This is a genomic window from Imperialibacter sp. (assembly GCF_040222385.1).
Lineage (GTDB): Bacteria > Bacteroidota > Bacteroidia > Cytophagales > Cyclobacteriaceae > Imperialibacter.
On record NZ_JAVKDF010000027.1, the window covers coordinates 18,789 to 40,676 of the forward strand.

Annotated in this window: 18 protein-coding genes; 7 read left to right on the forward strand and 11 right to left on the reverse strand. The window is 46.2% G+C overall.

All coding sequences use genetic code 11. The annotated features are described in order from the left end of the window. Positions 1-3 precede the first annotated feature (3 nt). The 3 genes from RIG68_RS13250 to RIG68_RS13260 form a co-directional block, all read right to left on the reverse strand. Entirely contained in the window at positions 4-3,540 is a 3,537-nt protein-coding gene (locus RIG68_RS13250) for a TonB-dependent receptor (protein WP_350122906.1), read from the reverse strand. Between the two features lie 144 nt (positions 3,541-3,684). Continuing rightward, a complete protein-coding gene (locus RIG68_RS13255; protein ID WP_350122908.1) occupies positions 3,685-4,728 on the reverse strand; it encodes a FecR family protein in 1,044 nt (347 codons plus the stop codon). Between the two features lie 175 nt (positions 4,729-4,903). Beyond that, a complete protein-coding gene (locus RIG68_RS13260) occupies positions 4,904-5,488 on the reverse strand; it encodes an RNA polymerase sigma-70 factor (protein ID WP_350122910.1) in 585 nt (194 codons plus the stop codon). A gap of 341 nt (positions 5,489-5,829) precedes the next feature. Here RIG68_RS13260 and RIG68_RS13265 point away from each other — a divergent pair, with 341 nt between their 5' ends. Further along, positions 5,830-8,097, forward strand: a complete 2,268-nt coding sequence (locus tag RIG68_RS13265) for a xanthine dehydrogenase family protein molybdopterin-binding subunit (RefSeq protein WP_350122912.1) — start codon at positions 5,830-5,832, stop codon at positions 8,095-8,097. A gap of 3 nt (positions 8,098-8,100) precedes the next feature. Here RIG68_RS13265 and RIG68_RS13270 read toward each other — a convergent pair whose 3' ends face one another. The 4 genes from RIG68_RS13270 to mazG form a co-directional block, all read right to left on the reverse strand. Beyond that, entirely contained in the window at positions 8,101-8,496 is a 396-nt protein-coding gene (locus RIG68_RS13270) for a VOC family protein (RefSeq protein WP_350122915.1), read from the reverse strand. 79 nt (positions 8,497-8,575) lie between these two features. After that, complete coding sequence (locus tag RIG68_RS13275; RefSeq protein WP_350122918.1) at positions 8,576-9,343, reverse strand: AraC family transcriptional regulator; 768 nt, start codon at positions 9,341-9,343, stop codon at positions 8,576-8,578. A 9-nt stretch (positions 9,344-9,352) separates the two neighbouring features. Beyond that, positions 9,353-9,766 (reverse strand): DUF1761 domain-containing protein, encoded by a 414-nt coding sequence (locus RIG68_RS13280; RefSeq protein ID WP_350090084.1) that lies wholly within the window; start codon positions 9,764-9,766, stop codon positions 9,353-9,355. A gap of 52 nt (positions 9,767-9,818) precedes the next feature. Then, positions 9,819-10,631, reverse strand: a complete 813-nt coding sequence (mazG, locus tag RIG68_RS13285; protein ID WP_350122921.1) for a nucleoside triphosphate pyrophosphohydrolase — start codon at positions 10,629-10,631, stop codon at positions 9,819-9,821. 99 nt (positions 10,632-10,730) lie between these two features. Between mazG and RIG68_RS13290 the strand changes: the two genes are divergently transcribed. The 3 genes from RIG68_RS13290 (at position 10,731) to RIG68_RS13300 (ending at position 13,632) form a co-directional block, all read left to right on the forward strand. After that, complete coding sequence (locus RIG68_RS13290; protein WP_350122924.1) at positions 10,731-10,973, forward strand: hypothetical protein; 243 nt, start codon at positions 10,731-10,733, stop codon at positions 10,971-10,973. A 120-nt stretch (positions 10,974-11,093) separates the two neighbouring features. Then, complete coding sequence (gene glmM / locus RIG68_RS13295) at positions 11,094-12,485, forward strand: phosphoglucosamine mutase (protein ID WP_350122926.1); 1,392 nt, start codon at positions 11,094-11,096, stop codon at positions 12,483-12,485. Positions 12,486-12,489: 4 nt separating this feature from the next. Beyond that, positions 12,490-13,632, forward strand: a complete 1,143-nt coding sequence (locus RIG68_RS13300) for a cysteine desulfurase family protein (RefSeq protein WP_350122929.1) — start codon at positions 12,490-12,492, stop codon at positions 13,630-13,632. Here the strand turns inward: RIG68_RS13300 and hemH are convergent. Further along, positions 13,622-14,665, reverse strand: coding sequence for a ferrochelatase (gene hemH / locus RIG68_RS13305; protein WP_152001560.1), 1,044 nt, complete (start codon positions 14,663-14,665; stop codon positions 13,622-13,624). The two genes, RIG68_RS13300 and hemH, sit on opposite strands and share 11 nt — an antisense overlap. A gap of 82 nt (positions 14,666-14,747) precedes the next feature. Between hemH and RIG68_RS13310 the strand changes: the two genes are divergently transcribed. Then, positions 14,748-15,518 carry a hypothetical protein gene (locus RIG68_RS13310; protein WP_152001559.1) on the forward strand — a complete coding sequence of 257 codons (771 nt, stop codon included), beginning with the start codon at positions 14,748-14,750 and terminating at the stop codon, positions 15,516-15,518. Positions 15,519-15,525: 7 nt separating this feature from the next. Here RIG68_RS13310 and RIG68_RS13315 read toward each other — a convergent pair whose 3' ends face one another. After that, positions 15,526-16,089, reverse strand: a complete 564-nt coding sequence (locus RIG68_RS13315) for a YqaA family protein (RefSeq protein ID WP_350122937.1) — start codon at positions 16,087-16,089, stop codon at positions 15,526-15,528. Between the two features lie 210 nt (positions 16,090-16,299). On the opposite strand from RIG68_RS13315, the gene RIG68_RS13320 reads away from it, so the two are divergent. Next, on the forward strand, positions 16,300-17,508 hold the full coding sequence (locus RIG68_RS13320) for an ATP-binding protein (protein WP_350122940.1): 1,209 nt from the start codon (positions 16,300-16,302) through the stop codon (positions 17,506-17,508). Then, positions 17,501-20,623: a tetratricopeptide repeat protein gene (locus tag RIG68_RS13325; protein ID WP_350122943.1), complete on the forward strand. Its 3,123-nt coding sequence runs from the start codon at positions 17,501-17,503 to the stop codon at positions 20,621-20,623. Before RIG68_RS13320 ends, RIG68_RS13325 begins: the two co-directional genes overlap by 8 nt. Here the strand turns inward: RIG68_RS13325 and RIG68_RS13330 are convergent. Together RIG68_RS13330 and RIG68_RS13335 are read right to left on the reverse strand one after the other, a co-directional pair. Next, positions 20,607-21,386 carry an alpha/beta fold hydrolase gene (locus RIG68_RS13330; RefSeq protein WP_350122946.1) on the reverse strand — a complete coding sequence of 260 codons (780 nt, stop codon included), beginning with the start codon at positions 21,384-21,386 and terminating at the stop codon, positions 20,607-20,609. The genes RIG68_RS13325 and RIG68_RS13330 overlap by 17 nt on opposite strands. Then, a complete protein-coding gene (locus RIG68_RS13335) occupies positions 21,386-21,859 on the reverse strand; it encodes a hypothetical protein (protein ID WP_350122949.1) in 474 nt (157 codons plus the stop codon). Before RIG68_RS13335 ends, RIG68_RS13330 begins: the two co-directional genes overlap by 1 nt. Positions 21,860-21,888: the final 29 nt, after the last annotated feature.

Consider the following 21,888-nt stretch of genomic DNA (forward strand, 5'->3'; position numbering starts at 1 on the left):
TCATTAAAAGGTTAAACGAAGTCCCGTGTTGATTACCCTTGCCTGGGGATAATAGGTCCCCGCCTGATTGGTTGATTCAGGGTCAAAGATTCCGTTTTTGCTCAGATACCCAAAAGTAATCAGGTTGAGGCCGTTCACATACAATCGGAAATTGCTGATGCCAATCCTTTCACCAATGCTTGCTGGGAAATTGTACCCAAGCTCGATATTCTTAAGCCTCAGGTAGTTCTTGTTGAGCAAAAAGTAAGTGTTGTTACCGTAATTTCCACCAGTAAAATAGGTGTCCCCTCTACTCGCCAGCCTTGGATCTGTACTGCTTGGATTGTCGATTGACCAGCGGTTGTCATAGCTATATTTCAGGTAGTTACCAATATCTCCTGATTCTGTAGACAACCTTAGCATCGCTCCCATGGCTCCCTGAAACAAAAGAGACAGGTCGAAGTTCCTGTACTGGAAATTCATTGTTGCCCCAAAGTTGAAGGTCGGAGTATTTGTTTTATCCAGTCTCGTTTGGTCGTCTCCGTCGATTTTGCCGTCACCGTTGATGTCTTTGAACTTCATGTCACCCGGGATCAGGTTAGGAGTTACAGCACTATAGTCGAGGGTATTGTCATTGATTTCACTCAAATCTTTAAAGACTCCATCAGACTCATAGACTAAATAGGCGTTATATGGTTTTCCCTCTTGCAGTTGATAAGCAGGTGCTCCTGGGATTTCGTCCATGAATACCACCTTGTTTCGTGAGTAACCGCCATTGATGCCAAACGAATACGTTAGTCCACCTGCTACGTTGTTGTACCCGACTGTGTACTCAAACCCTTTGTTATCTATTTTCCCAGCATTTACAGGAGGCAACAATGAGCTGATGCCAGAAGAGGCCGGGGTTGAGCCGGTTTTCTGAATCAAAATCTGATCCCTCTTATTGTAGAAATACTCAAACGCAAAAGTCAGAGCTCCGTTTAGCATGGTTCCATCAAGTCCGATGTTCAGGTTGTTGGCTCTCTCCCATGTAAAGCTAGGGTTTGACAGCTGTCTCTCAACTAGGGTTTTAACAACTGAGCTGTTGATTGGATATTCACCAAACCCGTATGACGCCAGGTAAGCATATTCTTGCAGTTGGTCATTGAAGTATACCTGGTCATTACCCATTTGACCGTACGAACCACGAATCTTCAGGAAGTTCACAAAGCTTACGTTATTGGCGAAAAAGTCTTCATTAGAGATATTCCACCCAGCCAATATTCCCGGGAAGAAACCAAATCTGTCTGCCTCTGGGAAGATGTACGACCCATCATATCTCCAGATAAATTCTGCCAGATATTTCTCTCTGTAGTTGTAGGCTGCTCTACCGTAGTTACCCAAACGAGCTCTTTCATATCCTCCGCCACTTGTGTTCTGGCCGTCCGTACCACCAACAAAGAGTTGATCAAGAGCTGGAGAAATAAAGTTTCTTCTGTAAGCGCCAAACCACTCTCCTTTAAACGTTTCTCTGGTTACACCTGCCATCAGGTTGATGGTATGGTCGTCAGCAAACGTTTTTTCATACGCCAGCATACCCGTGATGTTGGTGTTGAGATATGATTCTTCCGCCATTTCCAATCGTGGATCTGAAAAAGTAGATCTAAGCGACTTTTGTAAATTAGACGCATTGGGTCCTGTTCCTGTGCCATCCCAGGTATACAAATACCAGGGTGTTTGCCATCTTTTGAAGCGGTCTATCTTCTTATCCACCGATCCTTGCAATGTGAAGGTCAAGCCATCGACCCAAGGGTTGGTAATGTCTACCCGGCTATTGGTCTGAATATAGTCCGTAGGGTTTTTCATATAACCAGTGGCGTTGGTAGTTATTACATAAGGGTTTTGACCATTCTCAATATCAGGGCCCGGAAGCCCATTAGGCCATATTTCAGGTTCTGTAGGTCGACCCCTCATCAGCATCCTGAAGATAGATCCTGCGCTCTCCGTTGGGAAGTTCCTCACTTCCTCTCTGAACATAATGCCTGTTTGTGTGTTGATATACTTATTGATTTTGGCATCCAAATTCAGCCTGAGGTTGTACTGCTGATAGTTAGTAGCGGAGTTTTTATAATAGGCGTCCTGTTTCACTACTCCAATAGACGACAGATACTTCACATTTTCAGTGCCACCGCTAACCTGTAAGTTGTGTCTGTTCTGAGGAGTCCATGTTCTAAACGCATCGCCAAACCAATCGGTGTCAGGGTGACCCCAGGGGTCAGAGCCGTCCTTATACTTCTGCACATCAGATGGGCTAAACTGAGCACTTAGCGACGTGCCGGTAGACGGGGAAGTAAAAGTCCCACTCTGCTGAATTCCTTGCCATGCGGCCTCCCATTCACTTGCCGGAATCGACTTGTAGATGGGCAGCTGGTTCATGATTTCGGCATATTCCGGGGCATTCGACATGTCGGGAATTACTGTGGGCTGCGCCCAGCCCTGGTTAAAGTCATAAGAAACCGTTGGTTTCCCGGTTGTACCCCTTTTTGTAGTGACTATAATGGCACCATTGGCAGCTCTTGCACCGTAAATTGCGGCGGCTGCATCTTTCAACACAGTAATGGATTCGACATCCTGAGGTGACAGGCGACCCAGTCCACCATCCCTGTCAGGAATACCATCAATAACGATGAGGGGAGAACTGTTTCCTAAGGTGTTGATGCCCCTGATATTGATCTGAGCGCCATCATTACCAGGCTCACCACTTGTCTGAATCACTACCAAACCCGGTAGACGACCAGAAAGAGAGTTCGAAAGATCAACAGCAGGCGACTTTACAAGGTCAACTCCTTTGGCAGAAACGACTGATCCGGTAACAGTTACCTTCTTTTGTTCTCCGTAGCCAACAACTACTACCTCGCCAAGTGTTTTGGTGTCGGTAGCCAGGGTTACTGCAATGGACGACCTGCCACCTACGATTACTTCTTGCGTCGCAAAGCCAATAAAAGAAAACACCAGAACTGAATTTTCGTCTGTAACGCTCAACCTGTATCCGCCGTCAGCGTCCGTGATAGTACCGTTGGTGGTTCCTTTCTCGACAACGTTCACACCGGGAAGTGATTGGCCATTTTCGTCCTTCACAGCACCTGATACAGTGAATTCAGGGTTCAGAATTTCATTTTCAGCAGATGCCTTCTCTGGGCCCCTATTTGTTTCAGGCTTATAGAGAGAGATCCTATCTGAAATAACTTCGTAGGAAATGTCGAGCGGCTGGAGCATTCCGTCAAGTACTTCACTCAACTTCTTGTTCTCAACATCAACGGACACCTTTTGCCTGTCTTTGATTCGCTTGGGGCTGTAAGCGAATTTTACGTTGGCAATTCTTTCAATTTCTGAAATGGCACTTTTAAGTTCGACATCCTCAGCTTTGAGAGATACCTCCTTGTCCAACAGTGCCTGGCCAATGAGCTCATTGGCCGACGAAATGGATGTTGACAATGCAACGACAACCATTTGGGTAACAAATATCTTCATGCCCTGAGAAAAGTACTTTCTCCTTGCATGAAGTAGGTTTAGTAGTTTCATAAGTATTTAAGTTTGTAGGGTAGTGCACTTTTTTTAGCCCTTTTCTTTACCTCACGGTTCCTCAAAAAGGGGCTGGCTCCAAAGGTACTCGTGGTACCAGAGGTCATTTTCTATGTAGATTTCTGTTTCATATAATTTATCTTTTTAGTTAATAATTGGTTTCTGGCAGCCTTGTCCGTTTAGCAGGATTTTAGTGCCCATCACTTCGTACTCAACACCAACCGACTTCCCAATCACAGATAATAAATCGTACAGAGACATGTCAGACAGGTCTCCTGTGAAAGTACAGTTGCTGATTGATGCATTTTCCATCACAAACTCTATCGAGTAATTCTCCTCAAGTTTGGAGGCGATCTCGCTCAGGGTATTGTCTTCAAATACCAATAACTTGTTTTCTCTTGTTGGCACTTTTACCGGCCTGGGTTGTTCAACCAGTGAGGTAACCAGATGAGTTTCTTTGACAAAGAAGGTCGCCTTTTGGTTTCTGGTGAGGATAACACCTTTCTTCACCTTCTTCTGGTCGGCCTCATCGGTTTCGTCTTCTTCCGACTCGTAAACCGACACTCTTCCCGACACCACATTTACTTCGATTGTAGAGGCATTTTCAGGTGCCACCATGCTGAAACTTGTGCCCAGCACCCTGGTAACGATATTGCCGCTGTATACAAAAAACGGTCGGTCAGGGTTTCTTATCACATCAAAAAAAGCCTCGCCTACAAGGTTTACCTCCCTCTTCTTTCCCGAAAATTGCCTGGCGTAGCTGATCTTGCTTTCTCCTTTTAGTATCACCTGGGTGCCATCTGGAAGCCAAACCTCCCTGGTACCTTTCGAATTATTCTCAACTACAACCTCATCACTAAGGGGTGGAGTAGCGACAGCAATAGTTTCAGGTTCTCCCTGAGACAGCTGTTGGTAGGCAACAAAAGAGGCGATCATCAACAGAAGCGAAGCAGCCACTCTGAATATCAACTGCCGACCCCGAAAGGCAGACTCGCTCCCTCCCTGTTCCCTGGCCTCCAGAATTCTCGCAAGCATTCTGTCCTTTATTTCAATTTTCTCAGATTCGCTCAAATCAATGTCGTCACTACTTATATCTTCAAACCATCTTTCTACTTCAAGCCTTTCAACCTCAGAGCTACTGTCTTTCAAATAGCGTTTTAGCAATTGTTCAAGTTCTTTTTGTTTCATTTTCATGGCGCACGCCCGGCATCAAAAAAGGATATACTAATTGTTTAAATATTGTCCACGCCTACCAACTAGACGGGCAACTCCCTGTTTTTCCTAAAAGGGAGGGGAAAATAATTGAGATTTATTGTGTTCGCTGGATGAAGTCGCAATAATGGGGTGAGTTCTCTGGCAAAACCTAGCCCAGAAAAATAAGCAGCAGACTAAAAATAATACTCTTCAAATAGAGACGCATGACCTTCAGAGATTTTGTCAGGTGGTACTGAACTGCCTTTTCCGAAATTTTGAGTTTTTGTGCAATTTCTTCCACAGGTGAATGATCAAGCCGATTCATCCTAAAAATACATCTTGACTTTTCGGGCAGCTGAGTAAGCCCTTCTTCTATCTGCTTCGAAAGATCACTGACCGCCATCATGCGATCTGTGTTATTCTCGTTGACAGGAGGCGAAACTTTAAGGTAGTCGAGATATTTATTCCTTACTACCTGGCTATGGATATAGTCGATTGCGCTGTTCCGAATGGAAGAGTGCAAATAAGCTTCGATCTGCTTTATATGCAGCAAATCTCTTTTGTCCCAAAGTTTAAGAAACAGGTTCTGAACAAGGTCTTCAGACACCTCCTTGTTTCGTGTGCTTTTGTAGGCTATTAAAAAAATCCTATTCCAAAACCGTTCGTATATGACGATGAATGCGTCTTTTTCTCCCCTCTGGAAAGCCTCCAGAAGTTCGTTATCATTGGCATAGTTAGACGAAAGCACTTTCATTTTCAAGTAGGTAGAACTCTGCAATGTTAGTAAAACTGGTTATAAATCCAAGTTTGGGCAGTCCAAGACTAGATTAAATATAACAAATATGGTAGTGAAATGTAAGCGTCATGGAGCATAAATGTTTATTGTACTTCTGGCAAAAATTTGGGAAAATACTCGCCCCTCCTCATTTAAAAGTTCTATTACGCTCGCCTTTGGTTCCTAAAAAACTGAATGATATTCAAAGAAGAAATTCCTTGATCTGGTTTGGGTTGAAGAGCCTCTCCCAGAAATATTCGCACGCCCTTCATCTTTTCACCATATTTTAACTAGCTTTATTATTCCCAAAAACACTGTCTATGAAGCCCCTAAGCACTCCCCTGGAAGCGTCCATCATTAAAAAAGTTGATCGTCGCTCTTTTCTGAAAATTAGCGGCCTCAGTGCCACAGGCATCATTATAGGAATGCAGATAGGGTGCTCTCCTTCGAAAAAGAAAGATAGCGGAGTGCCGTTCTCGCCGAATGTTTACCTGACGGTGAACAGCGATGGCACTGTGACTATCGTGGCGCACAGGTCGGAGATGGGAACCGGTATTCGTACGGGATTGCCTCTTATTGTCGCCGACGAGCTGGAAGCCGACTGGAGCAAAGTGAAGGTGGTGCAGGCCATAGGAGACGAAGCCCGGTACGGGAACCAAAATACGGACGGGTCGTTTTCGGTGCGAATGTTTTTTGAGCCAATGCGCAAAGCAGGAGCCTCAGCCCGAATGATGCTGGAACAGGCCGCCGCCAACGAGTGGGGGGTGCCTGTTGGGGAATGTAAGGCAAAAAACGGCGAAGTTACGCATGAAGGTAGTGGCAAAAAGTTGGGCTTTGGCGAGTTAACAGAAGCAGCCTCAAAACTGGAAATGCCAGCCGAAGACAAAATCACCCTGAAGAAAAAGTCAGAGTGGAAATACATCGGCAAGTCCACACCAATAGTAGACATTGAAGACATTATTAGTGGCAAAGGTGGGTTTGGCCTGGATAAAAAGGTGGCTGGCATGAAATACGCCACGGTCCTCCGTTGCCCTGTGGCTGGAGGAAAGGTAAAAACCTTCAATGCAGACAAAGCCATGCAGGTAGCCGGTGTGCAAAAGGTATTTGAAATGCCTTTTACTGCTTTTCCCGGTGGCATAAACGCTCCATTAGGTGGACTGCTCGTGGTTGCGGACAACACCTGGGCGGCCATCAAAGGACGAGATGCGCTGGAAGTAGAATGGGACTTTGGCCCCAATGCCAAATACAGCACAGCCGACTATTTTAAAGATATGCTGGGCAGGGTCAAAAGCAAAGGCCAGGTGCACAGAGAGGAAGGCTCGGTAGAGGCATCCTTTAAAAATGCGGCGAAAACCATAGATTCAACCTACCTGATACCCCATCTTTCTCATGCACCCATGGAGCCGCCGTGTGCCGTGGCGCATTTTAAAGATGGAAAGTGCGAAGTGTGGGCTCCCACCCAAAACCCTCAGGGAGCCAACGATGCCCTGGCTGAGGCGTTGAAAATAGACAAAGCCAATGTCACAGTAAATGTCACATTACTTGGGGGCGGTTTTGGTCGGAAATCAAAGCCTGACTTTATCGTGGAAGCCGCACTGGCCTCCCAAATGAGTGGCTTTCCAGTCAAAATCATTTGGACAAGAGAAGACGATATTCAGCACGACTTCTTCCACGCCTGTAGCGTTCAGCGGATCAAGGTAGCGATTGACGATAACAAGAAAGTGACCGGATGGGAGCATCACAGTGTTTTCCCACCCATTGGTGGTACTTTCTCCCCTGAAGCCTCAGGCCCAAGTTTTGATGAGCTCCAGCTGGGCATGGTAGACATGCCTTTTGATATTCCCAACATTTCCTGCCAGTCGCACGAGGCAAAAGCCATGACCCGTATCGGCTGGCTTCGATCAGTTAGCAACATACAACACGCCTTTGCCATTGGCAGCATGGTGGATGAAATTGCCACGGCCAGGCAAATGGATCCGGTAGAGAACCTCCTGGATTTGATAGGGTCGGACAGGGAAATCCCGTTTGACAAACTGATGGAAGGCTTTGGCAACTATGGCGAACCAGTAGAGAAGTTTCCGATGAAAACAGCACGCCTCAAAAACGTGGTTAAGCTGGCTGCCGAAAAATCGGGGTGGGGCAAAGAACTGCCCAAAGGCCACGGCATGGGCATTTGTGCACACCGCAGCTTCCTTACCTATGTGGCCTGCGTGGTGCATGTGGCGGTTGACGATGCCGGCAAGCTCACCATTCCGGAAGTTCACTTCGCTGTTGACTGCGGCATTGTCGTGAACCAAAACTCCGTGAAAAACCAGTTTGAAGGCGGCGGAACGTTTGCCTCCAGCCTTGCCCTGAAAGGGGGTATTGCTTTCAAAAATGGCCAAACAATCGCTAAAAACTTCGACCAATTTGAAGTAGCCCGCATGCAGGACGCCGCCAAAGAGATATTTGTTCACCTGGTAGAAAGTGACGAAAAACCAACAGGTGTAGGTGAGCCGCCGGTGCCTCCTTTCGCCCCTGCCTTAGCCAATGCCGTTTTTGCGGCTACAGGAAAGAGAAGCAAAGAGCTGCCCATCAAAATGAGCTAGCAGTTACTTGATATCGCTCGCAAACACCAACAGGTATCCGTTGAGGTCACGGATGCCAAATTCCCGTTTGCCATAGAAGGTGTCTTTTAGTGGCATAAAAAGCTCCACCTTTCCCTCTACCTCCCGAAACAGTGCAGCGGCATCGTCCACCTCTATGAATAGCGACAGACTGCCGCCGGTTTTTTCAGTATTGAAACCCGGTAGATCTTCGCCAATGCTTTCAGCGGTCTGAAACATGAGCTGTACTGCTCCATGCATCACCATGCCCCATTGAAGGCCTCCGCTCGGGGCAGGCACGCTCGGTCCCTCCGTAAAGCCAAAAATTGTCGAATAGTAAGCCATGGACTCCTCCACACTTGCGACCATCATGTTTGGTGAAAGCTGTTGAAATTTTTGCATATTCTAATGGTTTTTAATGTGGCCACAAGTTAGGGCTAGCCAGCTCATCAACTTTTGTAAAAACCCGACAATTGACAAATTAATGTATAAGACTGGAAGGCAAAAAATGCCCAAATTCCCGGAAATCTTTGGCAAGGTGGGCATGGTCGTAATAGCCCATATCCCAGGCAAATTCCATCAACGACCCATCGAAGCCTGAAAGCTTCCCGGAGGCCCTTCTGAAGCGAACGATGCGCTGGTACATTTTTGGAGACACACCTAGCCTTTCCCGTGATCTTCTTTCCAGCGTTCTCTCGCTCAGGTTATTTGCCCTGCAAAATCCTTGGATCGAACCTGAGGGGCTGCTGAAGAACTGATCCGCCATGTCCCACCCGGGCTCATTTCCCAACCTCGCAAGCAAACGAAGTCCAATTATTTTGATCCTTTCTGAAACCGACAAAAATGCCAACTGCTCTGTCAGGTTATGCAAATCACCCTCATCCAGTTCCTTGAGTGAGGCAGTCCTGTTGCTAAATTCCGCCAGGGGACGCCTCAGAAACCTCCAGGCTCCCTGGTTTTTAAACCGAATGCCTAATAAGTCTGTGACACCCCCTGCCTTAGTGAAAATAGGTGCGGTTTGGATGCCTACATAAAAGGACTGAAACGTGTTAAGAGAAATTGTGCCATGCTCATCGTAGAGAAGTGGGACTGAGAAGTTGAAAATAATGTCGGAGCAGGCATCTGGAAACACCGGCCTGAAGCTGCTATGCTGCGTGGTACTTTTGACACACCAGTAGCACTCTACAAACTGTTGCAGCCTGAAGTCCGGACGAAACTCGGTATAGGGCATATCAGGCTGTAGCAACATTCCTGGAAGCTAGTTTTCGTACTTTCGCCAGCCACCCAAAATAGTGCCTGCTAGTGTCCAAACTATAAGATCCGCTCCGCCGTCGACCCAGGCTAAACCGTAGGGTCTCATCGAAAAGAAATTTACTGTCATGTGCATGAGCAGCGAAAACGAAATGGCCATGACAAAAGCCGTTTTAGCACCATCGACGGCCGACTCAACATTCATTCTTTTGAAAAGCCATGCCAGCACATAGGCAAAAACGACGGCTGTAATTACACTCGAAATGTAGGGGGTGGAACCACCCGACATCACATCGGCCTCGGTAAGATTATTAAGCCGCATCCAGGTTTCTGCAAACATCCCATACCAGAGGGCAGGAATAACCTGACCAAGCACAACAATGACCAAAATGGCCCAGTGATTGATTTTAAGTGTTTTCATAGTAAGTAGGTTAGTGTGATAAGCTATATCAAATTAACCATTTTTAACCGGATCACAATTTCTTCGCCCGGTTCCAATACTTATCCATTTCTGCCAGCGTCATTTCTCCGAGGCTCTTACCGTCTTTGGCCGACTCCTGTTCGAGGTACTGAAACCTCTTAATGAACTTCTTATTGGTTCGCTCAAGAGCCTCCTCAGGATCAATATCCATGAACCTTGCATAGTTGACGAGCGAAAAAAGTAAATCGCCAAATTCACTCTGTGCTTTCTCCCTGTCAATTTCCTTTTCACCGCTCACATTGAATTCTTCTTTGAATTCCTGCATTTCCTCTTCTACCTTCTCCCACACCTGCTGCTTCTCTTCCCAGTCAAAACCAACTCCCCTGGCTTTGTCCTGAATTCTTATTGCTTTCACCAGCGCTGGCAATGTTTTGGGCACACCGCCCAATACAGACTTATTGCCCTTTTCTTTTAGCTTAATCTTCTCCCAGTTTTGCTTGACAACTTCTTCATTCTCAGCCACCACATCGCCATAAATATGCGGATGCCGGTTGATCAATTTTTCACATAAAGAGTTGATAACATCGGAGATATCAAAGCTGCCCGTTTCCGAGCCGATTCTTGAATAAAATACCAGGTGAAGCATTAAATCACCCACCTCCTTTTTGATTTCATCTTTATCTCCCTCCAGAATGGCATCCGACAGTTCATAGGTTTCCTCTATAGTCAGGTGGCGAAGCGTTTCAAAGGTCTGCTTTTTGTCCCAGGGGCAGTTTTCACGCAGCTCGTCCATAATCGTAAGCAGCCTGTCAAAGGCTTTCAATTTTTCTTCTCTCCGTAAGTCCGGGGCTGGTATTTTTTCCATCAAATGAATTTTCCTTTGTGGCGACTTGTTGAACAAACAGGCGGGTGATTAGGTATTGTAAAGCCGCTCATTTTTCTTTGCATAAAGATATAGAATGCCATGGTAACAGTATTATTGGGAATTGGATTTATAGCACTGTTCTTCATTTTGATGTCGGTACGGCTGATATTTTTAAAAAATGGAGAGTTCAAAGGCACTTGTGCCTCGCAGAGCCCGTTTCTAAATAAGGAGGGTGTGACATGCGGTTATTGCGGCAAGAACCTACAGCCCGGAGATGCCTGCGCTGATCCGGCAGGAGGCAATCCGGAATCCGAAGTCAATAAAGTTTTGTCGAAATTTTAAGGCGTTAAATCGATTAACGACAACATCTACCCAGTAAAAAGGCACTATCTTTGAATTCTACCATTCTATCACGGTATTTTTTCAGTAAATTTGCGCCCGCAAGTAACTAAACCTGGAAAAGTGACTTTAATTAAATCAATATCTGGAATCAGAGGGACGATCGGCGGCAAAGTTGGTGACGGCTTGACTCCTCTGGATACTGTTAAGTTTGCAGCAGCCTATGGCCAGTGGCTATTGACACAAAAGGCTCATCCAATGGTGGTGATCGGGCGAGATGCACGGATTTCCGGCGAAATCGTCTCCAGCCTCGTGGCGTCTACATTACAGTCGCTTGGCATCGATGTAATTGATCTCGGGCTTTCAACTACACCGACCGTTGAAATGATGGTGGTGGAAGAAGACGCAGGGGGTGGAATCATCATCACTGCCAGCCACAACCCGATACAATGGAATGCGCTTAAACTGCTTAACAGTAAGGGAGAGTTTCTCTCTGGAAGTGACGGCGAAAGCATCTTATCCATAGCGGATGAAGAGGCTTTCGACTTCGTTGACGTTAAAAAACTTGGTAGCTACACCTTCAGAGAAGGCACCATAGAAAAACACATCGAAAAAATTCTTGCGCTGCCGATGGTAGATGTTGAAGCCATCAGGCTACGCAACTTCTCCGTTGCTGTGGATGCAGTGAATTCCACAGGAGGCATAGCAGTACCAATGCTGCTGAAGAAATTGGGAGTAGACCGTGTCGAAGTTTTCTACGGCGAACCCAATGGCCATTTCCCTCACAACCCTGAACCACTGCCTGAGAACCTTACCCACATTTGCGGTGAAATAGAAAATGGGCAGTTTGATTTGGGTATTGTGGTGGATCCGGACGTGGATCGCCTGGCCCTGATTTGTGAAGACGGCAATACTTTTGGAGAAGAATATACATTGGTGGCTATTGCCGACTACGTGCTGTCGCAAAAGCCTGGGGCAACGGTTTCAAACCTCTCGTCCACCAGAGCGCTAAGAGATGTGACTGAGAAGTATGGTCAGAAATACGAAGCGGCTGCCGTAGGCGAAGTAAATGTGGTTGAAAAAATGAAAGCTATCGGTGCTGTAATAGGCGGAGAGGGTAACGGAGGCGTAATCCTTCCTGAGCTTCACTATGGCCGGGATGCACTCGTGGGGATCGCCCTTTTTCTTACCCACCTGGCCAAGTTCGGGAAAAGCGTGTCGATGCTTCGGTCAAAATATCCAAACTACCATATCTCAAAAAACAAGATTGAGCTTTCGCCGGAAATGGATGTTGATCTCGTATTGCACGAAATAAAAGACAAATACCAGCGGCAGCCAATCAATACTGTGGATGGTGTCAAAATTGAATTTGACAAAGAATGGGTGCATCTTCGTAAATCGAACACCGAGCCCATCATCCGGATTTATTCTGAGTCAGAAAGTCAGGCTACAGCCGAGCACCTGGCCCACAAAATCATGATGGACATCAAAGAGATTATTTCAGAAAAAATCTGAAGCCATGCGAGTATACCTTGACAATGCTGCCACCACACCACTCGACAAAGAAGTGCTGGAGGCCATGCTACCCTACCTGACCGAGCACTTCGGCAACCCCAGCTCTATACATGGGCACGGTAGGCTGGTGAGGTCGGCGATAGAAAGGTCAAGGAAAAAAGTAGCTGAGTTACTGAATACCTCGCCCTCAGAAATCTTTTTTACATCCGGTGGTACTGAGGCGGATAATACTGCCCTGGTGAAATCGATAGAAGCGTACGGGCTTACTCATGTCATCACGTCAAAAATTGAGCATCACGCTGTGCTTCACACACTTGAGTACCTGCACGAGCAGGGCAAAATTGCCCTGACCTATGTGGAGCTTGACGAAAAAGGCCATGTGAACCTTGATCACCTGGAGGCATTTCTGAAAGACCATCCCGGCAAGGCATTGGTCAGCCTGATGCATGCCAACAATGAAATTGGTAACCTGAATGATATTGAGAAAATAGGTCAGCTAGCTAAGGAGTACAAGGCTGTTTTTCACACCGACACTGTGCAGGCAGTTGGACACTACCGGCACGACCTACAAGCGCTTAACCTGAACATGATGGTAGGCGCCGCCCACAAATTTCATGGGCCGAAAGGCGTTGGCTTCCTGCATATCAACCACAACAGCAAGATTCACCCCTTTATCCATGGTGGAGCGCAGGAAAGAAATATGCGGGGAGGCACTGAAAACGTTCCGGGTATCATCGGCTTAGCCAAGGCGTTGGAGCTTGCCTACGAGCACATGGACGAGCACCGGAAGCACATGGAAAGCCTGAAAGAGAGCATGATCCGCCAGCTATCCGCCAGCGTTGAGGGCATCACCTTTAACGGCGACTCCGCCAATTTGGCTAATAGCCTTTACACCGTGCTCAGCATCAGTCTTCCTCCCAACGAAGACAACGACATGCTTCTTTTCAGCCTTGATATAGAAGGAGTCTCGGCATCTGGTGGCAGCGCTTGCTCCAGCGGTTCAAATGTAGGCTCGCATGTGCTGGGTGCTTTGGGAGTAGATCCCATGCGGGGAAATATCCGGTTTTCTTTCTCCCGCTTCACCACCCAGCAGGATATCGACTTCACCGTTCAAAAACTGACTGAGCTTGTGGCCGTCAGGGCCTGACCTCGGAAGCTTTTTCTAACACCAGGTTTTTCAGGCATTGTATCCAAAGCGGATGATCGTTGAGGCTTTCTACCAAGTCCCAACGTTCCCCGCCGGCCTCCAGAAATTGCTCATGGTAGGTCTCGCCGACTTCAACAGTTGTTTCGAGGCAATCCGATACAAAAGCCGGAGAAAAGGCGAGCACTTTTTTGTAGCCTTTTTCAGCAAACTCTACCAGCTTCTCGTCAGTGTAGGGCTGTATCCAGGGAGTTTTGCCCAGCCTGCTTTGAAAAGCAACGGTATATTTGTCTTCAGGAATACCCAAGCTTTCAGCAATCAACCGTGAGGTAAGAAAACACTGGGCCCGGTAGCAATACCGGTTCTTGTCGTGGAAGCTATTGCAACACTTGCCCAGCTGGCACTGGGAACCAACCGATCCTTTGAGAATCTGCCTTTCGGGCAATCCATGATAGCTGAATAAGTAGTGATCGTAGTCATGCTGCTCCATCCATTTTTTTGCCCGCTGAGCAATCACTTCTATGAACAGTGGGTCGTCGGCAAACTGATTGATGAAACGAATATTTGGTATGATCTGCCATTTCCGAACAAGCTCCATTACTTTGTCAGCAACCGAGCCTGTGCTGGCAGAGGCATATTGTGGAAAAAGTGGCACCACAATTATTTCGCTCACGTGAGCTTTCTTTAACTCTTCCAGCCCTGATGCTATGCTAGGGTTTTGATACCGCATTGCCAGTGCAACCACGTAATCATTGGTCAATTCTTTCTGAAGTAAGTCCCTGACGTCTTCCCCATAATATTTAAGCGGCGAACCACGCTCATCCCACAGCTTTTGATACTCTGCCGCTGACTTAGGCGCACGAAAGGGAGCAATGATAAAGTTAATAAGCATCCACCTTTGTACAAAAGGAATATCAATTACCCGACCGTCCATTAAAAATTCTCTCAGGTATTTCCTTACATTAGGGGTATCTGGCTGATCTGGTGTTCCTAAATTGACCAGCAACACTCCCTTTTTCCCTTTCTTGTTATTCATATTTCAAATTTATAGACTAACAGGATTTTTTAAGGATGGTTGTCGAATTCTTTTAATTAATTTAGTTAAACAAAATGCAATCATGAGAAAACACGTAGCTCAAATAACGCTATCACTTTTATTTTCTACAGCAATTTCTTCATCCTTCGCCCAGGGCTCAAATGTTGGAAGTACAGCCTCCACATCAGGCAACGAATACCTGCAAAAGCAAAATGCTGTTGACCGCCTTGCCGTTGTCAACCCCAACACGGCCACTTTCGGAATACCCCTGCCGCCGGCATCGCTCGAAGGAGACTTCTATCTGGATTCCGAATTCAGGGAAGGCAAATTTGAGTTGACTATGGCTCCAAAAGTTTATGAGGGTTTGGTTATAAGGTATGACTTGAGAAGCAACCTTATTGAGATCAACTATGATGATGGTGTGAGAGGATTGGACGGAAATAAAGTAAAATATTTTGACCTGAAGAGTTCCACCAATAAGTACCAAAGGTATGTCAACGTGAATCAGCTAAAGGGCAGCGGCGACGATATGCCCGCCAATATTTTTCTGGAGGTAATCGTTGACGGAGCTGTGCCGCTTTATTCTTACGAAAAGATCACAATCAAGAAGGCGGACTACAACATAGCCCTGAATGTCGGCAACAAGAATGATCAAATTCTGAAGAAACCGGTTTATCTCTCCATCGTAAATGGCAAAGCTATTGAGCTAAGCAAAGGCAAGAACTCCAATGTGTTCTCACTTTTGCCTGGAAAAGAAAATGAATTAAAAGCGTATGCCAAGGCCAATAAGATCAAGCCCAAGGATGTTGAAGACTATGTGGCGATAATCAATAAAATTAACTCGATGAAGTAGAAGTTAATTAAAAATAGTGGGCGGCCCAGATAATATAAGCATACGCACTAAAGCGTATGAACCGGGTAAGGGAGAATAGCAACATCTTTTTGAACGAATATTTCAAGGCGCCCACTAGCATGCAAATGCCTGAAAAAGGTAGTGGTGTGAGCGCAGCGACAATGATCAAAAAGCCGCCATATTCGTCCAGGTAGGTGGTGTACTTACCAAAAAAGTTTTTCTCGAGGGTTTTGTAGAACTGGGTCTGATTGAGGTAGGAGCCAATAAAGTACCCGATCACTCCTGCAGCATAGGAAAGCGTCGCCAAAATCAAAACGTTAGAGATATAAACGGCTGCCACTCCTTCTCTGAGCGACCAGATCATAAATACCTCGGGTGGAATGATGCCCACCACAACCTCGGAGACTGTGAATATGGAAAATACGTACAGCGGCTTTTCGTATATGGGAGACAGCCAATCCAGGTAGTCAACATCCACATAACGTTTCACTACAAGGTAAGCTATCACCAAAAGAGCAAACCACGCCAGGCCCTTTAAAAGATTCTGTAGCAGAAAACTTTGTCTGTTCATACTTGGTCAATTCTTCCCGGGCAAACATAAAAGTTAGTTTGTCCATTATTGTCAACATTGCCAAAAAAAAGTACCTACAGCTTAAAAAATGTGAGCGCATAGGGTAACCAAACACAAGAAAGACGGTAGTGAACCTAAAGTTTTGTAACAATATGGGGGTTCTTTTCCGTCTGAATGTTTAATACTTAGCAACTACCTAATCAAACCACCTTGCAAGAAAAAAAGTATTCTATTTTATATGTAGACGATGAGTCGAACAACCTCATCGTATTTCGCAATGCCTTTTTCAGGAATTTCAAGGTAATCACGTCCAATTCAGCGGAGGAGGCCCTGTCTATTTTGAAGACTGAGGTGGTTCAGGTGATCATTTCTGACCAAAGAATGCCTGGCATGACTGGCATCGATTTCCTGTCGAAAGCTAACCAGATATCGCCCGATTCCATCAAGATGATACTCACCGCCTACAGCGATATTGATGTGATACTCAAAGCGGTCAATGAGGTAGGTATTTACCAGTTCATACTCAAGCCGTGGGATTCCAACCACTTGCTACTTACCCTCAACAACGCCATACAGAAATACGAACTCAGCAATCAAAACAAAGCCCTGATTGACGACCTGGGCAAGGCCAAAGCTAATCTGGAGCAAAAGGTAATTGAACGCACCCAGGAGCTGGCCACAAAAAACAAAGAGCTCTCCACTCTCAATGAAGTCAAGGACAAATTTTTTTCGATCATCTCTCATGATCTGAAACTGCCTATCGCTTCACTAAACATCCTGCTCGAAATTATGCTCAGCTTTAAGCATCAGCTTGATGAGCAAAAAGTGCATGACCTGGGCGAAAAAGCAAAGGAATACCTCCAACACGTTACCCAACTGCTCGACAATCTACTTCACTGGTCACTGTCGCAAACAGGCGACATAAAAATCAGCAATAAAAAGACGGATCTCGTGAAAGTGGCTAAAGGCCAGGTGGACTTATTCGATTTTCTGGCCTCACAGAAAGACATCCGCATCGTCATGGAAACTGACGGAAATCCGCTATGGTCCATGGTAGACGAAAATATGGTAAGCCTGGTGCTGCGAAACCTGATCAGCAACGCTATCAAATACTCTCACGAAAAGGGAGAAATTCACTTGTCATTCAAGAGGGACAAAGATGTTGTCATCATTTCAATTGTTGATGCTGGCGTGGGTATTCCGCAAGAGCTGATCGAAAAGCTGAAAGGAAATACGTGGAGTGAGCCAAGAAGGGGCACGATGAACGAAAAAGGTGCTGGCCTGGGGCTCAGGCTTGGCAAAGAGTTCATAGAAAAAATGCATGGACAGCTTATTATCGATAGCAGCGTGAATAAGGGAACCAAAGTAAAAGTATACCTTCCTCTGTATGAGGTTGTAACCCAAAAAGAAATTGCTTAAGAAAGCCTACATACTGCTCATTCTTATCTTTCTTGTGTGGGAAACTGCTTTCTCACAGGAAACTCCCTATCCCTATACAGAAGACAGCCTGAAGGCGACTTCCTTCTTGCTAAAAGCAGAAATAGCCCTCTCCGAAAAGAGACTGGACTCAGCGATTGTTTATGGGAACAATGCACTCGCCATGGCGGAATCGAGGGCCATCCGATGCCTCATAGCCAGAAGCAATATAGTGATCGGCGACAGCTACAAGCAAAAAGAACAATTCGCCTCCTCGCTCAATCATTATCTCGTCGCCCTCAGGGAGTTTGAACTCCTTGGCAAACAAATGGAAGCATCGCAAAGCAACGACCTTATCGGTGAGCTATACGATGAATGGAAAGTGCCCCAAAAAGCCTGGGTGTATTTCATGAAGGCCTATGAGGAGAAAAAAGAGATCAGCGACACACTGGGCATGAAATATAGCCTGGGAAAGGCTGCCAGGGCCTTTGAACTGGCTGGCAACAACCAGAAAGCGATTGAGAACTACCAACTCATGCTTCACCTGATTAGCAGCGACGACAAGCAAGCTGAGTTGACGCTATTACGCAGGCTTGCCCTTCTGCATATCGACGAAAAGAAGCACACCCTGGCCCTGGCTTACGACCTGCAGGTGTTGTCCATTTACCAAGCTACAAAGGATACGCCCGGCATCATCGCCTCTCTGAACAATATCGGTTACCTCTATCAGTACCTCGATGAAAAAATGCTGGCGCTGGAATACTTCAAAGAGTCGCTCGAACTCGACCTGAAGCATCATAGCAATGATCCATTCTATGTGGGCGACATGGTGCTGCTGGCAAATATCGGGAGCATTTACCATGATATGGGCGACAATTCCAGAGCGCTGAACTACTTCTTCGAAGCCATCAAATCGAATGAAGCAAGAAAGACTCCCTCAAAAACACTTCCGCTATACAACGAGGTAGTTGCCACCTACATGAAAATGGATCAGTGGGAAAAAGCAAGAACATTTGCTGAAACTGCCATTCAAATTGGCGAGAAGCTCCCACAAAAGTCCGAAGACCTTATTGTCACCTATAAACGCCTTTCCGACATTCACGAACATCTTGGCGATTACAAACAGTCTCTGGGATACTTCAAAAAATTTGCCTGGTTGTCCGATTCCATTTCCACTGACCGACAACGACATGCCAAGTCTCAGCTCAATCAGCTACTTACGCTGGACAAAAAAGAGAACGAGATCAGGCTGCTGATGGTAGAAAAGGAAATTAAAGACTTGGCATTGAAAGAGCTTCAGCTCGAATCTCAGGAAAAGCAAAGGGATATTGACTTGCTGCAACGTGACAATGAAATCCAGCGGATCATTCTGGGGAAACAGCTCGCAGAGAAAATCCAGGAAGAGCAAAAGCTTAAACTGGAGCAGGCCAGACTAGAGGCGCAAAACAAAGACAATGACATAGAGTTGTTGCAAAAAAACAAGTTCATTCAAGACCTTGCGCTCAAGAAAAAGGAGCTGGAAGAAAAAGAAAACCAGAAAGAGATCGAAATTCTCCTTCAGGAGCAGGCCATTCAGGATCTTGAGCTGACCAAAATCAAAAGCCTGAGAAATTTCTTCATCGGCGTCACCTCCCTGGTATTGGTCATTTTGTTCCTTATTCTGAGGAGCTACCGCATCAACGCACGGGCTAAGAAACTGCTGCAGGGCCAGAACGAAGAAATCAACTACCAAAAAGAGGAAATTGAAACTCAGAAAGACAAGCTGGAAGAGTCGTACAACGATATTAAGCGCCTAAGTGAGGTGGCCAAAGAAATCAACTCCCACCTTTCGGTGAGCGATATCGTCCAAATTGTGTTCAGGTATATTCATGGCCTGATGGACTACTCAATTGTCGGCGTGGGTCTCTTTGAAGAAGACAGCCACAAGCTACGATTCCAAGTAATAAGCAAAGGCTCCGCATCAATAGAAAAGATAAATGTGTTGCATAAAAAGGGTGATCACCCGGCGATCGCTTGTCTTGAAAACTCAAGGGAAGAAATTTTCTTCGATACCACCTTGCAACCCGATTTTGTGGGATTTTCTACCAACCATTCGGTTTACAGGTCGGTGATTTATCTCCCACTTGTGGTGAAGAATAAGCGCATAGGTGTGTTAACAGTGCAGCACCTGGAAGCCGAGCAATACCAAACCTATCAGATCAATATCTTGAGAAGCCTGGCGTTGCACGTAGCCATTGCTCTTGAGAATGCTTCTGCTTACCAACAAATTGCTGAAAAGACCCACAACCTTGAAAAAGCGCTGATGGAGTTGAAGGCTGCACAGGCGAAACTTATTCAAGCTGAGAAAATGGCTTCCCTGGGTGAGCTTACTGCTGGCATTGCGCATGAGATCAACAACCCTGTCAACTTTGTCTACGCAGGCGTGGATGGCCTTAAGAATTCCCTGCAAGATCTTATTACCGTGCTCAACAAGTACGCTGAGCTGGAGGAGTCAGACGAGCCAAATATTTCGCCAGCCTTTTTGAAGGAAATAACCGCCCTTAAAGAGGAGCTGTACTTCAATGAAACCAAAGAGGGCATGTTCCAGGTGGTGGAAGCGATTCGTGAGGGGGCCGTTAGAACGTCGCAAATTGTCCACGGGCTGCGAACCTTTTCCATGAACGACAAGGGCGATAAGCAGCTAACTAACCTGCATATAGGTATCGACAATTCATTGGTACTGCTTTCGCCCAAGATCAAGGAAAAGAGGGTGCGGATAAAAAAAGAGTACGGAGATTCGATGAAGCCCGTTGAATGTTTCCCCGGCCAAATCAATCAGGTATTTATGAACCTTATCTCGAACGCTCTGGACGCAGTGGCCGAAAAAGGCGTCGTAACCATCAGAACCGAAGGTTTCGCCGATAAGGTAAAGGTTTATGTGGAAGACGACGGCTGCGGCATGTCGGACGATATTCAGAACAAAATATTTGAACCCTTCTTCACCACCAAAGGCTATGGAAAAGGCACCGGGTTGGGTCTGTCTATCACGTTTGGCATTATTGAACGACACGGTGGTAGCATTGAAGTGATGAGCAAACCTGACAACGGCAGTCGCTTCACTATTACATTGCCTGTCTGATAAGCTCTTTTACGAGCTGCGCCGTTTTTTCTGGCTGCTCCATGGGAAACATATGACCAGCATCCACAGCGATAAACTCAGTTTGTTTGAACCTCCTTTTGTGCTCCTCAATGGAAGCTGCAGAACCAATCTCAAAGCGGTTGGAGTAGAGATAAAAACTTGGCACATCAATCTTCCCGCTTCCCAATGAGAATGGTGTGTGCTTAAAAATCCTGTACTCTTCTTTCGTTGAAAAATCTAGTTTCGCCCTGCCCTGCTCCGTCTCTACAAGACCGTGCTCAATATAGTCTTTAAAAGCCTCGGGGTGAAAATTCTTGAACAGTGGCTTATTTCTGAAGCTTTCGGCTACCGCCGCCTTACTCTCCCATTCCCACTTTCTCTTTTTTGCTTTTACAGCCGGCGGCACAAGTTTGCCGGAAACGCCCACAACCCTGGCGCCTAATAACAGGAAGCGCATTTTTTGACCAAAAAATGGCGGATCCATCATGATCAACCCTTTGAACAAGTCAGGTCGCTTATAATAGGCGTTCAGTGTAACCACGGCCCCAAGGGAGTGGCCAAGGCCAATGACTGGTTTCCTTTGCTTTTCAATTGATTCAATGAGCTGATTGGTTAGTGGTGCCCATGAAAACCTGGGCTCGAACCTCTTGTCGTGCCCAAACTTCTCCAAATATTGCACATTGTGCGGCGCTAGCTGCTCAAGGAAATAGCGGTAAGTGAGCGCTGTAAACCCATTAGAGTGAGCAAAATGAATAACGGACATTAATTCTTCCTTTTCTTCGACTTTTTTGTCGGCTCCTGACCTTTTTCCCAATCCTTCTTAAAGTCTTTCAGGGCAGCATCCGCCGCATACTGGAAGCCTTGTGCCGGTGAAGAGCCCATCGCCTTGCCATCGCTCTGATAAACAGTGTCACTTTTGCAGTCTACCAGGTACAACGACGTATGGTATTTTCCACTTATCCGTTCGTGTGTCTCAAGTTTGAATGTCATTACACTGCAGGAGTCCTGCCTGATCTCGGCATCCCAATTCTCCCGGGTATCTCCAATCAGGTGAAACTGCTCTATGGTAAGCCATCTTCTGGCGTACAAACTCACCTGAAACATATCCTTGATGCCCGAGTAGTCAATTGTTTCGACACTCACATGCTGGAATGGGGGGATGGGCGGGGCCGTTTGTGCGTTGGTAAAACAGGATAACGCCATTGATAGAACTACAACCAGAATCACTCTCTTCATCTTATTCAACAAGTTTTTCAATGTTTTCC

Bases quoted from the DNA above. Each gene is read 5' to 3' on its own strand.
- RIG68_RS13250 (WP_350122906.1), bottom strand. From the start codon at position 3,540: ATGAAACTACTAAACCTACTTCATGCAAGGAGAAAGTACTTTTCTCAG.
- RIG68_RS13255 (WP_350122908.1), bottom strand. From the start codon at position 4,728: ATGAAACAAAAAGAACTTGAACAATTGCTAAAACGCTATTTGAAAGAC.
- RIG68_RS13260 (WP_350122910.1), bottom strand. From the start codon at position 5,488: ATGAAAGTGCTTTCGTCTAACTATGCCAATGATAACGAACTTCTGGAG.
- RIG68_RS13265 (WP_350122912.1), top strand. From the start codon at position 5,830: ATGAAGCCCCTAAGCACTCCCCTGGAAGCGTCCATCATTAAAAAAGTT.
- RIG68_RS13270 (WP_350122915.1), bottom strand. From the start codon at position 8,496: ATGCAAAAATTTCAACAGCTTTCACCAAACATGATGGTCGCAAGTGTG.
- RIG68_RS13275 (WP_350122918.1), bottom strand. From the start codon at position 9,343: ATGTTGCTACAGCCTGATATGCCCTATACCGAGTTTCGTCCGGACTTC.
- RIG68_RS13280 (WP_350090084.1), bottom strand. From the start codon at position 9,766: ATGAAAACACTTAAAATCAATCACTGGGCCATTTTGGTCATTGTTGTG.
- mazG (WP_350122921.1), bottom strand. From the start codon at position 10,631: ATGGAAAAAATACCAGCCCCGGACTTACGGAGAGAAGAAAAATTGAAA.
- RIG68_RS13290 (WP_350122924.1), top strand. From the start codon at position 10,731: ATGGTAACAGTATTATTGGGAATTGGATTTATAGCACTGTTCTTCATT.
- RIG68_RS13300 (WP_350122929.1), top strand. From the start codon at position 12,490: ATGCGAGTATACCTTGACAATGCTGCCACCACACCACTCGACAAAGAA.
- hemH (WP_152001560.1), bottom strand. From the start codon at position 14,665: ATGAATAACAAGAAAGGGAAAAAGGGAGTGTTGCTGGTCAATTTAGGA.
- RIG68_RS13310 (WP_152001559.1), top strand. From the start codon at position 14,748: ATGAGAAAACACGTAGCTCAAATAACGCTATCACTTTTATTTTCTACA.
- RIG68_RS13315 (WP_350122937.1), bottom strand. From the start codon at position 16,089: ATGAACAGACAAAGTTTTCTGCTACAGAATCTTTTAAAGGGCCTGGCG.
- RIG68_RS13330 (WP_350122946.1), bottom strand. From the start codon at position 21,386: ATGTCCGTTATTCATTTTGCTCACTCTAATGGGTTTACAGCGCTCACT.
- RIG68_RS13335 (WP_350122949.1), bottom strand. From the start codon at position 21,859: ATGAAGAGAGTGATTCTGGTTGTAGTTCTATCAATGGCGTTATCCTGT.